The organism is Flavobacterium sp. FlaQc-57 (genome assembly GCF_044007395.1).
Taxonomy (GTDB): Bacteria; Bacteroidota; Bacteroidia; order Flavobacteriales; family Flavobacteriaceae; genus Flavobacterium.
This window is the reverse complement of the sequence record NZ_JBIPDA010000006.1, coordinates 189,020-202,302: the sequence shown is the minus strand read 5'-3', so window position 1 is coordinate 202,302 and position 13,283 is coordinate 189,020. Positions and strand designations below refer to the sequence as shown.

Annotated in this window: 15 protein-coding genes; 8 read left to right on the top strand and 7 right to left on the bottom strand. The window is 32.3% G+C overall.

The window, feature by feature from the left end:
* Window positions 1-132: 132 nt before the first annotated feature.
* Genes ACHRVZ_RS18150 through ACHRVZ_RS18135 form a run of 4 tightly spaced genes read right to left on the bottom strand, consistent with a single transcriptional unit; the run spans window position 133 to window position 2,041 of the window.
* Window positions 133-522, bottom strand: coding sequence for a VOC family protein (locus tag ACHRVZ_RS18150; protein ID WP_395424303.1), 390 nt, complete (start codon window positions 520-522; stop codon window positions 133-135).
* A 7-nt stretch (window positions 523-529) separates the two neighbouring features.
* Window positions 530-1,096, bottom strand: coding sequence for a sugar O-acetyltransferase (locus ACHRVZ_RS18145; RefSeq protein ID WP_395424302.1), 567 nt, complete (start codon window positions 1,094-1,096; stop codon window positions 530-532).
* A gap of 9 nt (window positions 1,097-1,105) precedes the next feature.
* The gene (locus ACHRVZ_RS18140; protein WP_395424301.1) at window positions 1,106-1,564 is read right to left on the bottom strand and encodes a YciI family protein; all 459 of its coding nucleotides are present in this window, start codon (window positions 1,562-1,564) and stop codon (window positions 1,106-1,108) included.
* Window positions 1,565-1,582: 18 nt separating this feature from the next.
* Window positions 1,583-2,041, bottom strand: a complete 459-nt coding sequence (locus ACHRVZ_RS18135; RefSeq protein ID WP_395424300.1) for a DinB family protein — start codon at window positions 2,039-2,041, stop codon at window positions 1,583-1,585.
* A 155-nt stretch (window positions 2,042-2,196) separates the two neighbouring features.
* On the opposite strand from ACHRVZ_RS18135, the gene ACHRVZ_RS18130 reads away from it, so the two are divergent.
* The 7 genes from ACHRVZ_RS18130 (at window position 2,197) to ACHRVZ_RS18100 (ending at window position 8,507) form a co-directional block, all read left to right on the top strand.
* On the top strand, window positions 2,197-4,362 hold the full coding sequence (locus ACHRVZ_RS18130; RefSeq protein WP_395424299.1) for a TonB-dependent receptor domain-containing protein: 2,166 nt from the start codon (window positions 2,197-2,199) through the stop codon (window positions 4,360-4,362).
* 342 nt (window positions 4,363-4,704) lie between these two features.
* A complete protein-coding gene (locus tag ACHRVZ_RS18125) occupies window positions 4,705-5,328 on the top strand; it encodes a hypothetical protein (RefSeq protein ID WP_395424298.1) in 624 nt (207 codons plus the stop codon).
* A 21-nt stretch (window positions 5,329-5,349) separates the two neighbouring features.
* The gene (locus ACHRVZ_RS18120) at window positions 5,350-6,708 is read left to right on the top strand and encodes a 2TM domain-containing protein (RefSeq protein WP_395424297.1); all 1,359 of its coding nucleotides are present in this window, start codon (window positions 5,350-5,352) and stop codon (window positions 6,706-6,708) included.
* Window positions 6,708-7,010 carry a 2TM domain-containing protein gene (locus ACHRVZ_RS18115; RefSeq protein WP_395424296.1) on the top strand — a complete coding sequence of 101 codons (303 nt, stop codon included), beginning with the start codon at window positions 6,708-6,710 and terminating at the stop codon, window positions 7,008-7,010. The genes ACHRVZ_RS18120 and ACHRVZ_RS18115 overlap by 1 nt, the downstream gene beginning before the upstream one ends.
* Window positions 7,011-7,012: 2 nt before the next feature.
* Window positions 7,013-7,318, top strand: a complete 306-nt coding sequence (locus tag ACHRVZ_RS18110; protein WP_395424461.1) for a 2TM domain-containing protein — start codon at window positions 7,013-7,015, stop codon at window positions 7,316-7,318.
* 15 nt (window positions 7,319-7,333) lie between these two features.
* Window positions 7,334-7,702 carry a 2TM domain-containing protein gene (locus ACHRVZ_RS18105; RefSeq protein ID WP_395424295.1) on the top strand — a complete coding sequence of 123 codons (369 nt, stop codon included), beginning with the start codon at window positions 7,334-7,336 and terminating at the stop codon, window positions 7,700-7,702.
* Window positions 7,703-7,739: 37 nt separating this feature from the next.
* On the top strand, window positions 7,740-8,507 hold the full coding sequence (locus ACHRVZ_RS18100; protein ID WP_395424294.1) for a LytR/AlgR family response regulator transcription factor: 768 nt from the start codon (window positions 7,740-7,742) through the stop codon (window positions 8,505-8,507).
* Between the two features lies 1 nt (window position 8,508).
* Here the strand turns inward: ACHRVZ_RS18100 and ACHRVZ_RS18095 are convergent, their stop codons facing one another.
* From ACHRVZ_RS18095 to ACHRVZ_RS18085, 3 genes are all read right to left on the bottom strand, one after another.
* Entirely contained in the window at window positions 8,509-9,024 is a 516-nt protein-coding gene (locus tag ACHRVZ_RS18095; protein WP_395424293.1) for a TonB-dependent receptor, read from the bottom strand.
* 23 nt (window positions 9,025-9,047) lie between these two features.
* Window positions 9,048-10,073: a COX15/CtaA family protein gene (locus ACHRVZ_RS18090; protein WP_395424292.1), complete on the bottom strand. Its 1,026-nt coding sequence runs from the start codon at window positions 10,071-10,073 to the stop codon at window positions 9,048-9,050.
* Between the two features lie 358 nt (window positions 10,074-10,431).
* Entirely contained in the window at window positions 10,432-11,862 is a 1,431-nt protein-coding gene (locus tag ACHRVZ_RS18085) for a CCA tRNA nucleotidyltransferase (RefSeq protein ID WP_395424291.1), read from the bottom strand.
* Window positions 11,863-12,273: 411 nt separating this feature from the next.
* On the opposite strand from ACHRVZ_RS18085, the gene yaaA reads away from it, so the two are divergent.
* Window positions 12,274-13,032, top strand: a complete 759-nt coding sequence (gene yaaA, locus ACHRVZ_RS18080; RefSeq protein WP_395424290.1) for a peroxide stress protein YaaA — start codon at window positions 12,274-12,276, stop codon at window positions 13,030-13,032.
* The last annotated feature ends 251 nt before the right edge of the window (window positions 13,033-13,283 follow it).

Below are 13,283 nucleotides of genomic sequence, written 5' to 3'. Positions count from 1 at the left end.
AAGGAGAAATCTCTACGAGAAGTTCTATAAAGATTTGATACCTCGTACGGAATTGCTTACGGAGATTTCTCCTTCGATGAAAGGACATAAAAGGAGAAAAAATTTGTGTCTTATTACTTTTTTAGTAAAGTTTTATCTTTCATAAAACTCAATTGGTAATTCATCCGGATCAGCTATAAAAGTGAATCTTTTTTCGGTAGTTTCGTCAATTCTTATTGGTTCCGATTCAATTTTTTTTGTGTCTAAAAAAGCGATTGTTTCTTCTAAATTGATTACTTCAAATGCCAGATGACGCAAACCAACAGCTTCCGGTCTTGAAGGACGTTTTGGCGGATTTGGAAATGAGAATAATTCGACAACATAAATACCATTTAACGCCAAATCGAGTTTGTAAGATTGACGTTCTTCTCGATAAATTTCTCTAATAATTGTCAAACCTAAAACTTCCGTATAAAAGGTTTTAGATTTTTGATAATCGGAGCATAAAATGGCAATATGATGAACTTTATTTAAGGTAAGCATTGTTTTTTTATTGTGGTTCTTGATTTAACTTTCTAATTATTCTTGCGGGATTTCCAACGGCTAGCGAGTTGTCAGGAATATCTTTTGTTACAACAGATCCGGCGCCAATAACACAGCCTTTTCCGATAGTGACACCTGGGCAAATTACAGAATTTCCGCCAATCCAGCAATCGTCTCCAATAGAAATTGGTAAAGCATTTTCGAGCGTTTTTCGCAATTCAGCGTCAAGCGGATGAGTTGCCGTATAAATTTGAACATTTGGTGCAAAAAACACATTCGAACCTATAGTGACAGGCGCGCAGTCTAAAACAACACAATTTACATTAAAATAAACATTGTCTCCACACGAAATATTGTAACCATAATCACAATGAAAAGGTGGTTCTATGTAAAAACTCTTTCCTGCATCGGGAATTAATTCTTTTAAAATTTCTTTTGCTTTTTTAGTTAAACGATATTCAGTTACGTTCAAGCGGTGTAATAAGTTCTTTGCTTTTCGGCGGTCTTTTACTAAAGTGGGATCACCAGCAAGGTAATATTCTCCCTCAATCATTTTTTCTTTTTCTGTTTTCATACAGTATTCTTATATCTTTTTCTTAGCAATTTTTTCGTGAATTTTTAATGTTTCCTGCAAAGCTGCTGTTGCGTACCAAGGCGTTAATTCGGCTTCGAGTAATTTTGCCTGAATGGCCGGATCAGTCGCAACAAGTTTTTGTGCCTCTTCAACTGTTTCTACATTAAAAATGTAAATTCCTCTATAATTTCGATCGTTTTTCATGAACGGCCCGGCTACAACCAGTTTCCCTTCTTTGGCTAACTTGCCAATATTTGCCATATGGCCTTCAAACAATTTTTTAGTTTCTTCTTTAGATGCGGTTGTATTTGTTCCTGATTTTAAAAGACAAAATACATATTTCTTCATTCCGTATTCATCAGCATTGAGAGATTTTGCAAGACTTTCATCAAATTTAACTTCCTTTTCTTGCGAAAATCCAATAACATTTAGAAGTAAAAATGCTAGTAACAATATTGATTTTTTCATAAGAATGTTTTTAGAATCTTAAAGTAACTTCTTCAAAATAACAATTTGACCTAAATGATAAACATCGTGCTGAATGATTCCGTGAATATGTTCGTAATAGGTATGATTGTTATGCGGATATATTTTTTCAAAACCGTCATCTTCAAAATCAATTAAAAATGTATTCCATAATTCCTGAGATTTTTCAAGACTTTGAAGTGATTGTTCCCATGCAGCTTCAGATGAATCTAAAACTGGTACAAAATAATTATGGTCAGGAGTTGTGACTGTTTCTCCCTGAACACGTTTTAAAATATTTCTTCTCCACTGTATTAGATGGTTGACAATTTCCCAAATCGTGTTTAGTTTAGGATTTATTTTCCTGTAAGCCTGTTCTGCATTTACATCTTTTAATGTCTTTGCTAAAGTCACCTCCAGCCAAGGTTCGCCATCGTAAATGGACTGGTATAGATTCGAAATTCTTTTGTTTTCTGACATGATGGATAGTTTTTAAAACCTGATAGCTAATATACAAATAAGTATTTTACAACTCATCCCCGAAATTCTACAATTGAGTTATTAAATATTTTTTAACTAAAAATGTTAAAATACATTTGCTTCATCAAAACCAAAGACCACCAAAAAACAATACCATGAAAACCAAGTTATTTTTTACAATTACCTTTTTATTTGTAACAGCTTTTATTTTTGCTCAAAATACTATTTCGGGAAAAGTACTTGATCAAAAAGGAAAACCAGTGCCGGGTGCCAATATTTATTTAGATGGAACTTATGATGGAGCGACAAGTTCTGACACTGGAGAATTTTCGTTTGAAACTACAACAAAAGGAAACCAAACTTTGGTAATTAGTTTTTTATTGTTTGAAACTTTCAAAAAGGAAATTGATGTTGCAAATTATAAAGATCAAACAGTAAAACTTAGAGAAAATGTTAACGCGCTTGACGCCGTTGTAATCACAGCCGGAACATTAGATTCCGGAGACAAAGCAAGAGTTTCGGTACTAAAACCTTTAGATGTTTTAACAACTGCCGGTTCTGCCGGAAATATAATTGCTGCTTTGCAAACATTACCTGGAACACAAACTGTTGGTGAAGACGGGCGTTTGTTTGTTCGTGGAGGAGAAGCGAGCGAAACGCAAACTTTTGTAGATGGAATTCGTGTAGCGCAACCTTACGGAGCGACAACCAATAATTTGCCAACACGCAGCAGATTTTCGCCTATGTTATTTAGTGGAATGTCTTTTTCTACAGGAGGTTATTCTGCCGAATACGGTGAAGCTTTATCTAGTGTTTTACTTTTGAATACAAAAGATGAAGCAGATCAGAATAAAACAGATATCTCTTTTATGACCGTTGGTTTGGGAGTAGGAAACACGCAAAAATGGAAGAAAAGTTCGTTTAGCATCAATACCAGTTATATTAATTTGGCGCCTTATCAGGCTGTAATTCCTCAAAATGTCGAATGGAACAATCCGTATCAATCTTTGGGAGGAGAAGCAGTTTATCGTTATAACTTTGAAAGAGGAATTTTTAAGTTTTATGCTGCTTTTGATGCAGAGAAATTCGATTTAAATCAAAAAAATGTCAATTTTAATGATCCAATCAGAACGGATTTAGATAATAATAATTTTTATTTGAACGCTTCTTACAAAGGAGATTTTGGAACAGGCTGGCAGCTTACATCAGGAATAAGTTATGGTTACAGCAAAAATAAAGTCAAATATGATATTAACGATATTGATAGTAATGAAAACGCAGCTCAGTTAAAATTGAAGTTAAGAAAAAGCATCTCAAACTACTTTAAATTGTCTTTTGGAGCCGATTATTTTATCACAAAATTTAATGAGAATTTCGATAATAATATTTCGATAAAAACTGCAAATGGTTACGATTCTAATATTGCCGCTTTTTATACAGAAGGTGATATTTTGTTCTCAAAGAATCTTGCTGCAAAAGTGGGACTTAGACTTTCGAACAATAGTTTACTAGACGAAACGAAAATCGCGCCAAGAGCCTCAATTGCGTATAAGTTTTCAAAAACCAGTCAAGTTTCATTTGCTTATGGAGATTTTAGTCAAACTCCGGTGGTTGATTATATTAAATTTTCAAAATATCATCAGTTTGAAAGTGAAAAAGCACAACATTATATATTGAACTATCAGTTTACAAAACCAGGCCAAATTTTTAGAGCAGATTTGTATTATAAAGATTATAGTAATTTGGTTCAGTACAACACAAGAGATATTCAATACAATTCAGTATTCAATAATAACGGTTCAGGTTATGCAAAAGGTTTAGAATTGTATTGGAGAGATAGTAATTTGTATAAAAATTTAGAATACTGGATTTCTTATTCTTATATCGATTCAGAAAGACTTTACAAGAATTTTCCAACTATGGCAACTCCAAATTTTATTGCCACTCACAGTTTGTCAATTGTTACCAAGTATTTTATTACGGATTGGAAATCGCAAATTGGTTTTACCAATAGTTATAGTTCAGGACGTCCGTATAATGATCCAAATCAAACACAATTCATGAACGGAAAAACAAAATCGTATAATAGTTTGAGTTTTAACTGGGCTTATTTATTAACCACTCAAAAAATCTTATACTTCTCCGTTTCAAATGTTTTAGGAACTCAGAATGTTTACGGATACGATTACGCCAAATTGCCAGATCCAAGCGGAGTTTATCAAAGACAAGCCGTTGTACCAACTGCAGATCGATTTTTCTTTGTAGGCTTCTTCTGGACGATCAGTCAGAATAAGAATGAGAATCAATTGAAGAACTTATAGTTTCTAAGTTGCTAAGGATTTGAGGTACTAAGAAAAAAAAACTTAGAGCCTTAGCAACTCAGAACCTCAGGAGCTTGAAAAAAAAACAATTCAGTAACCAAATTCAACAACTCAGTATTATTTAATTTTTAAACTATAAAAAGCGACATACTTTTGAAGTATAAATTAAAAGGGACAAAGCAGCAAAGCGACAAAGGTTCAGAGTTTTATAAGTAGTAATATTAAAAAAAATAAACCTTCGCAACTCTGAACCTTTGAACCTTGAAAAAAGAAGTTTTAATCATCAATCAAAAATTATAAAATCAAAACCTTAGTAACTAATCAATTTAAAAACAAGAAATCATGACCAAGATTATTACAATTATCACATTATTTATTTGCAGTTTATTATCTGCACAAACACAGTTTGAACAAGGAATGGGAAAAGCTTTTGGGCTTTGGAAAGAAGGAAAAAATACTGAAGCATCGGCATTATTCGAAAGAATTGCAGCAGCAGAAAAAACTAGTTATTTGCCAAATTATTATGTAGCTTTAATCAATACTACATCGGCATTTTCAGAAAAAGATAAAACTAAAATCGATTTGTTGTTGACAAAAGCTCAAGATGCTCTTGATATAGAATTGATTAAAGATCAAAATAATGCTGAATTATATGCAATGCAGGCTTTGATCTATACGGCTTGGGTTGTAGCTGACCCGATGACAAACGGAATGAAATATTCGGCTAAAGTGATGGAAGCTTATGCAAAAGGAAAAGCAATCGACCCAAATAATCCAAGAATTGTTTTTGGCGAAGCTGATTATCAAATTGGAGGAGCAAAATGGTCAGGCGTAGACACAAAACCACTATGTGCACAAGTTGACAAAGCTGTCGAACTTTTTGCTACTTTTAAACCGGAAACTCCTTTTTCTCCAAAATGGGGATTAGAAAGAGCTTTGGAGGTTCAAAAGAACTGTAAAAAATAAATTTAATATATACTGAATAGAATGAAAGACTATAGAAGCTCTTTTGGGGATTTAAAAAGTGGAACAATTACCTGTTTCAAGATATCTATGGTCTTTGCAGTAATATTTATAGCGCTTCTGGGAGATGATTTAAGTGTAAAAAGCGTTCTGGTTACATTTGGTGTAAGTTGCCTTTATTCTTTTGGATTGGGTTTTGGTAACGGATATATAAGTGTTTATCTGGATAAAAAATGGGATTGGCTGGAGCAAACAAATCTTAGGGTTTATTTTGGAATCATACTGACTGTTTTATATACCATTCCGGTAGTTCTAGGTATAAATTACTTTATTTTTGTGATCCTGCAAGGTGTTACTTTAGACGTTTTTTTTGGTCCAAAAATGATTTGGATACATATTTTTTATATTATTCTTTCATTAGGAGTTTCGACTTTTATGCAAGCCAGAAGTTTTATGGTAAAATGGAAACAGGCTTCAAAATTTGAAATAACGCAACAAAAAATAATTGCCGGTACTGCAAATGCAAAATTTGAAAGTTTAAAAAATCAGATCGATCCGCATTTTCTTTTTAATAGTTTAAATGTTCTTAGTTCTTTAATCGAAGAAAATCCCGATAATGCACAAAGATTTACCACTTCATTGTCTAAAATTTACAGATATGTTTTAGAACAAAAGGATAAAGAACTGGTTTCGGTTGAAGATGAATTATCGTTTGCAAAAACGTATATGAATTTACTAAAAATGCGATTCGAAAACAGTTTGTTTTACGAATTACCAACCACAGGAGTAAATCCAGATGCAAAAGTAGTTCCTTTATCACTGCAGCTTTTACTCGAGAATACTGTAAAACATAACGTTGTAAGTGAGCAAAAACCGCTTCATATCAGGATTTTTGTAGATGGGGATTATTTGGCAGTACAAAATGATTTTCAGAAAAAAGAAGTTTTGCAGGACAGGCAAGGAGTAGGATTACAAAATATTGTTAACCGATACTCAATTATTACGAACAGAAAAGTATTGATTGAACAAAACGAAGAAAATTTTACCGTTAAAATTCCAATTTTGACCAAACAAATTTCAGTTATGGAAACAAATGCAGATTACAGTGACGAAAATAAAGCTTATTTCAGAGCTAAAAAAAGAGTAGAAGAACTAAAAGGATTTTACGGAAACGTAATTTCATATTGTTGTGTAATACCGTTTTTAATTTTTATTAACTTAAGGTATTCGCCAGGATTTCAATGGTTTTGGTTTTCGGCTTTAGGATGGGGATTTGGAGTTGTAATGCATGCGTTTAAAGTGTTTGGTTACAGTTCTGATTGGGAAGAACGAAAAATCAGAGAGATTTTAGAGAAAGAAAACAAGCAAAAAACCTGGAAATAATGGAACCTAATTTTACCGAAACAGAACGCTATTATCAGGCTCAGAAAAGAGTAAAAGAAATTAGAGGATTTTATGAGCATTTAATAGTTTTTATTCTTGTTACCATAATTTTAATTGTAATAAACCTTATGACATCACCAGAATATTTATGGTTTTTATGGTGTATAATGGGTTGGGGTGTAGGATTGGTTTTTCACGGATTGAAGGTTTTCGCAATTTCTCCCTTTTTTAATAAAGAATGGGAAGAGCGAAAAATTAAAGAGTTTTTAGAGAAAGATAAAAATAAACCAACTTGGCAATGATCATGGAAGTAAATTTGAATGAAGAGGATAAATACTATTTGGCAAAAAAGAAAGTCGAGAGTATTAAGGGGTTTTATGGAAATTTAATCTCATATATAGGTGTAAATGCGATTCTGATTTTTATTAATCTTTATACATCGCCAGAGTATTTATGGTTTTTTTGGCCATTAATATGGTGGGGCGTTGGAGTTGTTTTTCATGGATTAAAAGTTTTTGAAGTATTTCCGGTTCTGGGAAAAGACTGGGAAGAAAAAAAGATTAGAGAGTTTATGGACAAAGAGAAAGAAAGCCGAAATAAATGGCAATAACTAAAGAAAAGGAAGATGGGACGATATAGAAGACAGATGTACGAAGAGTACGGACATGAATTTAGTAATGACGAAAGTTTTAATTTGGCATATAAAAAGGTAAAAAGAATAAAAGGATTTTATTCGCATTTAAAAGTTTATATCATTGTTAATGTAATTATCATTATATCAAATTTGAATAGACATTATATTGGAAATCACTTTGAGTTAAGAGGTTTTCAAGATTGGGAAACTTATTCGACTGCATTTTATTGGGGAATTGCATTAGTAATTCATGCTTTTACAGTATTTGGACCCGATATTTTTTTCGGGAAAGATTGGGAACAAAAGAAAATCCAAAAATTCATGGATAGAGATGCCCAAAATAAAAATAAATGGGAGTAATTTTATATTAAATTTTCAATTTTTGCATCGTATTTAAATGACCACATTAATAATAGAAGACGAAAAACCAGCTGCAAGATTATTGCAGCGAAAACTAGAGAAGTTAGATATTGCTGTCGAAACCATGTTACATTCTGTAGAAGAATCGATTCATTGGTTTACAAATAATGATCATCCGGATCTTATATTTCTGGATATTCAATTATCTGATGGTTTGTCGTTTGAAATTTTCGAAAAAATAAACATTCAAAGCGCCATTATTTTTACAACGGCTTACGATGAATACGCTTTAAAAGCGTTTAAATTAAACAGTATCGATTATCTTTTAAAACCAATCGACGAAGATGACCTTGAAGTTGCTGTAGCAAAATTTAAAACAAGATTACCAAAAGCAAGTACAGAAACTTCAAACCTGCAACTTGATTTTGAGCAAATACGTCAAATGTTATCAAACCCATTCGAAAAGAGTTACAAAAAACGTTTTACAGTAAAAATTGGGCAACACTTAAAAGTCATTACAACAGATGAAATTGAGTGTTTCTTTAGCGAAAACAAAGGAACTTATATTCATACGTTCGATAATCGAAATTATTTAATCGATTCGACTTTAGAAATCTTGGAGCAAGAACTGGATATGAAAGATTTCTTTCGCGTAAGCAGAAAATTTATTGTTCCGCTTACGGCTATAAAAGAAATTCAGGTATATACCAATTCTCGACTGAAAGTAATTTTACCAACTTACAAAGAAGATGAGGTAATTGTAAGCCGGGAAAAAGTACAAGATTTTAAAGCTTGGTTGGGATAAATTACTCTGTTACTGAAGGCTTAATTTCTAACGCTCCAAATTTCCAATCCGGATTTATTTTTTGAGCATCTAAAGGTTTTATAAAAGTAATTGATGCGATTTTAAGTACAGTATCATTAACTGTATTGGTATCAACATACTTTATAAGTTCATCATAAGGCAGGTTTTTACTATCTGCCTTACTTCCAAAAACTCCAATTTTAGCTAAAATTTCGGTTGTTGGAATCTCTTTTTTTAGAGAAGAGTTTTCAATATTATTTTTGTAAAAAGTATCTAAAATATATTTTTTAGTAGTAATTATAATTACACCATTCTCTGAACCATATTTTTTCGAGGCATCACCTTTGTAAACGGACATTGTCGAAATATCATTTGGATTTATTGGTTCTAGAATAGGTTGTGCCTCATTCATAAAACCAATATTTTTTGAATCCAATATAACCAACGGATTTTCTTTATTTTGCCCAGAAATAAGGCATGTAAAAAGAACTGCGACTAAAAAATAAACTTTTTTCATAAATATTTTTTACGAAAGTTAGTTTATTTACTCAACCTATGCAATGTATACGTCATTGCGCTCAAAAGGAAGAAAGCCATAATTTGGTGAATTAATCCTAACGCCAACGGAACGCTATATAAAAGTGTAAAAACACCCAAGGCAAATTGAATAAAAACAAAAACTACTAATGTTTTTATTCCGTGCGATTGATTTCTGGTAAGCGAAAATTTAGTGCTTCTGTAGTATAGAAAAAGAATAAGCGCTACAACAACATAAGCAAAAGTTCTGTGCACGAACTGAACACCGCTTTTTCCTTCGATTAAATTTTTAACCAAAGTCGATTGTTCGATAAATACAGAATCGTGTATAAATTGTCCGTCGCTCATTAATGGCCAGTGATTATGAATTAATCCGGCATTTAAACCCGCTACAAAACCACCATAAATAATCTGAATTAACAAAGCTACCAACGAAAATCTGGCGATGTTGCGAAGCGGAATAACTTTAGTGATGCTGCGTTCAGGATAAATTAAATCTAATGCAACCCACAAAGTATAAGCAAAAGTGATAAAGGCAAAAGTAAGGTGTAATGAAAGTCTAAAATGACTTACATCCGGATTGTCAATTAATCCGCTGCGAACCATAAACCAACCAAGGAAACCTTGAAAACCTCCCATTGCCAAAAGAACAACACATTTTTTGATGGTAGATTTATCTAGTTTTTTTCTGATTAAGAAATAAACAAAAGGAACAAAGAAAACTAGCCCAATGATACGACCAATGAATCGGTGAAACCATTCCCAGAAATAAATAAATTTATAATCGGCTAATTGAAAATCGTTGTGAATATTGATTTTTTGATACTCAGGAAATTTCTTGTATTGCTCGAAAGCTTCATTCCATTTTGCATCTGTCAATGGAGGGAAGGTATCGGTTACTAAATGCCAATCGGTCATTGATAAACCTGAATTGGTTAAGCGGGTAATTCCGCCTACAACAACCATTAAAAATAATAAAACACAACCTGATAGTAACCAAATGATTACTGATTTATTCTCTTTTTTCATTCTTTTCCAATTAATTCGATTTCATTTTTTGTTTTGGAAATTCTTTTTAAATAGAACTTCGCGAAATACATATTTATTACAATACTTGAAGGAAATATAATAAATCCAATAATAATTCTGAAAATATAACTTGAAGCGTAAATATTTAGATTTGAAAATTCAATGAAGACAGGACTTGATACTATAAGTGCAATCAGAAAGATTATAGATGAAGGAAGAATAAGTGACATTATAAAATAAAATAATATGTGTTTGAAATGATATTTTCTAATTTTCTTTAATCCTCTAAAAAAAATAACGTTAGGAGCTACTATTATTACTATTAGTAAAACTCTAAAAATTATTTTTAAAACATCCATTACTTTTTCAGCGTTAGATTTAATTTTTTAGCTCTTTTAATTACAAATTCATACGCTGCCTGATATTCGTTTGGAATATCACCTTCTAAAATGGCTTCTTTTACCGCTTCTTTTAAAACGCCAATTTCACGTGAAGGTTTCAAATCGAACATCTCCATAATTTCTTCGCCTGAAATTGGCGGCTGAAAATTACGAACATGATCGCGTTCTTCAACTTCAACAATTTTCTTGCGAACGATTTCAAAGTTCTTATGATATTTTTTGAATTTCGACGGATTTTTGGTTGTAATATCTGCTTCGCATAAAGTCATTAAATTCTCTACATCTTCGCCTGCATCAAAAACTAAACGACGAACAGCACTATCAGTTACAATGTCTTCAGCCAAAACAATTGGACGCGAACTCATAATAACCATTTTTTGTACAAATTTCATTTTGTGATTTAATGGCATATGAAGGCGTTCGAATATTTTCTTCGCCATTTTTCCGCCTAGAAATTCATGTCCATGAAACGTCCAGCCTTGTTTTTTAGTGAAACGTTTTGTTGGCGCTTTACCAATATCATGCAACAAAGCCGACCAGCGCAACCAAACATCATCTGTATTAGGACAAATATTATCGACAACTTCCAGAGTGTGATAAAAGTTGTTTTTATGCGTATGACCTTCAATTTCTTCAACCTGATTCAAAGCAGTTAATTCAGGCAATATAATATCTAAAAGACCAGTTTTGTATAAAAGTAAAAATCCGGTTGAAGGTTTATTAGTCGAAAGAATTTTGTTTAATTCATCAACAATTCGTTCTCCGGAAATGATTTTGATTCTCTCCGCATTTTTTGTGATTGCATTCAATGAATTTTCTTCAATCTCAAAATTCAATTGATTAGCAAAACGAATTGCACGCAACATTCTCAAAGGATCATCAGAATAGGTAATATCTGGATCTAAAGGCGTTTTTATTGTTTTATTCTCTAAATCTGCTAAACCATTAAATGGATCAGAAAGATCACCAAATGTTTTTTCGTTTAGTGATAAAGCCAAAGCATTGATGGTAAAATCTCGGCGGTTTTGATCGTCTTCAAGAGTTCCATTTTCAACAATAGGGTTTCTGCTGTCAAAATTATAAGATTCTTTTCGGGCACCAACAAATTCAATATCAGTATCTTCAAAACGTAACATTGCTGTTCCGTATGTTTTAAAAACCTGTACTTTAGGTTTTTTAGGAAGTAGCTCAGAAACTTTCAAGGCCAATTCGATACCACTGCCAACGGCAACAACATCGATATCTTTTTTAGAACCTCGGTTTAAAAGTAAATCCCGAACAAAACCACCAATAACATAACTGTCAACATTAAGTTCCTGAGATGCTTTCGAAATAACTCCGAAGATTTTATGTTCTAAAGCTGTTTTATAGTTTGTTTGTATCGCCACGAATTCCTTAATTTATTAAATAATGTATTTCTTTTCTTGAAGTAAAAGAAACGTGCGCAAATTTACAACATAGAAAATGCCTTTTATAATCTATCGCTCACTTTTTTGAATAAATTCACAGTTTGAGACATCAATTTTTTTAGAATTGAGAATGTGTTGCCACGAATTTCACGAATTTCCACGAATTTATTTTTTTCTGCCACAGATTAAGAGATTATTAAGGATTTTAATTTGTGCTAATTCGTGCAATTCGTGGCGAAAAATATGGTCAAGTTTTAAAGGATAAAAAGAATCTTTTTAATATTTTAATCTGTGGCAAAAAAAGATTTATAGCGATATAAAACAAATCAATTGCAATAATATCTTTTTAGAAATTCAATTTGTATTTTTGAATCATACAAAAACGTACACATGAAAATTGTTATATCGCCAGCGAAGTCTTTAAATTTTGAAAAAGAATTACCAACTACTCAATATACTGAACCAGCTTTTTTAAAAGAAGCGCGTCAGGTTCATAAAGTTTTAAAAGAAAAAAAGCCATCTGAATTATCAGAGTTAATGTCAATTTCAGAGAAATTAGCCGATTTAAATTGGGAACGCAATCAAAAATGGAAAACGCCTTTTACACCAGAAAATGCACGTCCGGCAATTTATACTTTTGATGGAGATGTTTATACTGGTTTAGATGCCTATACAATTCCGCTTGAAAAATTAGAAGTTTTGCAAAGTAAGCTAAGAATTCTATCCGGACTTTACGGAGTTTTAAAACCACTTGATTTAATGCAGGCTTACAGATTAGAAATGGGAACTAAAATGCCCGTTGGAGAATATAAAAACCTGCACGAATTCTGGAAACCAACTGTTACCAAAGCTTTGAATAAAGAACTGACAAAAGGGGAGTTGTTTGTGAATTTGGCCAGTAATGAATATTTTTCGGCAGTAGATGTAAAAGCATTAAAAGTTCCTGTAATCACACCTGATTTTAAAGATTATAAAGATGGAAAGCTAAAAATGATCAGCTTCTTTGCTAAAAAAGCGAGAGGTATGATGGTGCGTTATATCATCGATACCAATGCCGAAACGATTGATGACTTAAAAGGATTTAATTACGAAGGTTATCAGTTTGATGCTAATCTTTCTAAAGGAAATCATTTGGTTTTTACGAGATAGGTTTTTTTGAGGTTCAAAGGTTCAAAGGTGCTGAGGTACTAAGGTTCAAAGGAACAAAGGTTCAAAGGAACATAGGCTCAAAGGAACATAGGCTCAAAGTTTCTAAGGTGCAGAGATTTTTTTAAGGTTCTGAGTTGTTAAGGCACTAAGATTCTGAGATTTTTCTTGTTAGAGAGCCGAAGGCTCGGGACATATTGTAGACAGGTCCCGAGGCTTCGGGATTAATCCCTGAAAATTTAGGATATAAATAA

Coding starts and splice junctions, on each gene's coding strand:
- ACHRVZ_RS18150 (WP_395424303.1), bottom strand. CDS start 522: ATGCTTACCTTAAATAAAGTTCATCATATTGCCATTTTATGCTCCGAT.
- ACHRVZ_RS18145 (WP_395424302.1), bottom strand. CDS start 1,096: ATGAAAACAGAAAAAGAAAAAATGATTGAGGGAGAATATTACCTTGCT.
- ACHRVZ_RS18140 (WP_395424301.1), bottom strand. CDS start 1,564: ATGAAAAAATCAATATTGTTACTAGCATTTTTACTTCTAAATGTTATT.
- ACHRVZ_RS18135 (WP_395424300.1), bottom strand. CDS start 2,041: ATGTCAGAAAACAAAAGAATTTCGAATCTATACCAGTCCATTTACGAT.
- ACHRVZ_RS18130 (WP_395424299.1), top strand. CDS start 2,197: ATGAAAACCAAGTTATTTTTTACAATTACCTTTTTATTTGTAACAGCT.
- ACHRVZ_RS18125 (WP_395424298.1), top strand. CDS start 4,705: ATGACCAAGATTATTACAATTATCACATTATTTATTTGCAGTTTATTA.
- ACHRVZ_RS18120 (WP_395424297.1), top strand. CDS start 5,350: ATGAAAGACTATAGAAGCTCTTTTGGGGATTTAAAAAGTGGAACAATT.
- ACHRVZ_RS18115 (WP_395424296.1), top strand. CDS start 6,708: ATGGAACCTAATTTTACCGAAACAGAACGCTATTATCAGGCTCAGAAA.
- ACHRVZ_RS18110 (WP_395424461.1), top strand. CDS start 7,013: ATGGAAGTAAATTTGAATGAAGAGGATAAATACTATTTGGCAAAAAAG.
- ACHRVZ_RS18105 (WP_395424295.1), top strand. CDS start 7,334: ATGGGACGATATAGAAGACAGATGTACGAAGAGTACGGACATGAATTT.
- ACHRVZ_RS18100 (WP_395424294.1), top strand. CDS start 7,740: ATGACCACATTAATAATAGAAGACGAAAAACCAGCTGCAAGATTATTG.
- ACHRVZ_RS18095 (WP_395424293.1), bottom strand. CDS start 9,024: ATGAAAAAAGTTTATTTTTTAGTCGCAGTTCTTTTTACATGCCTTATT.
- ACHRVZ_RS18090 (WP_395424292.1), bottom strand. CDS start 10,073: ATGAAAAAAGAGAATAAATCAGTAATCATTTGGTTACTATCAGGTTGT.
- yaaA (WP_395424290.1), top strand. CDS start 12,274: ATGAAAATTGTTATATCGCCAGCGAAGTCTTTAAATTTTGAAAAAGAA.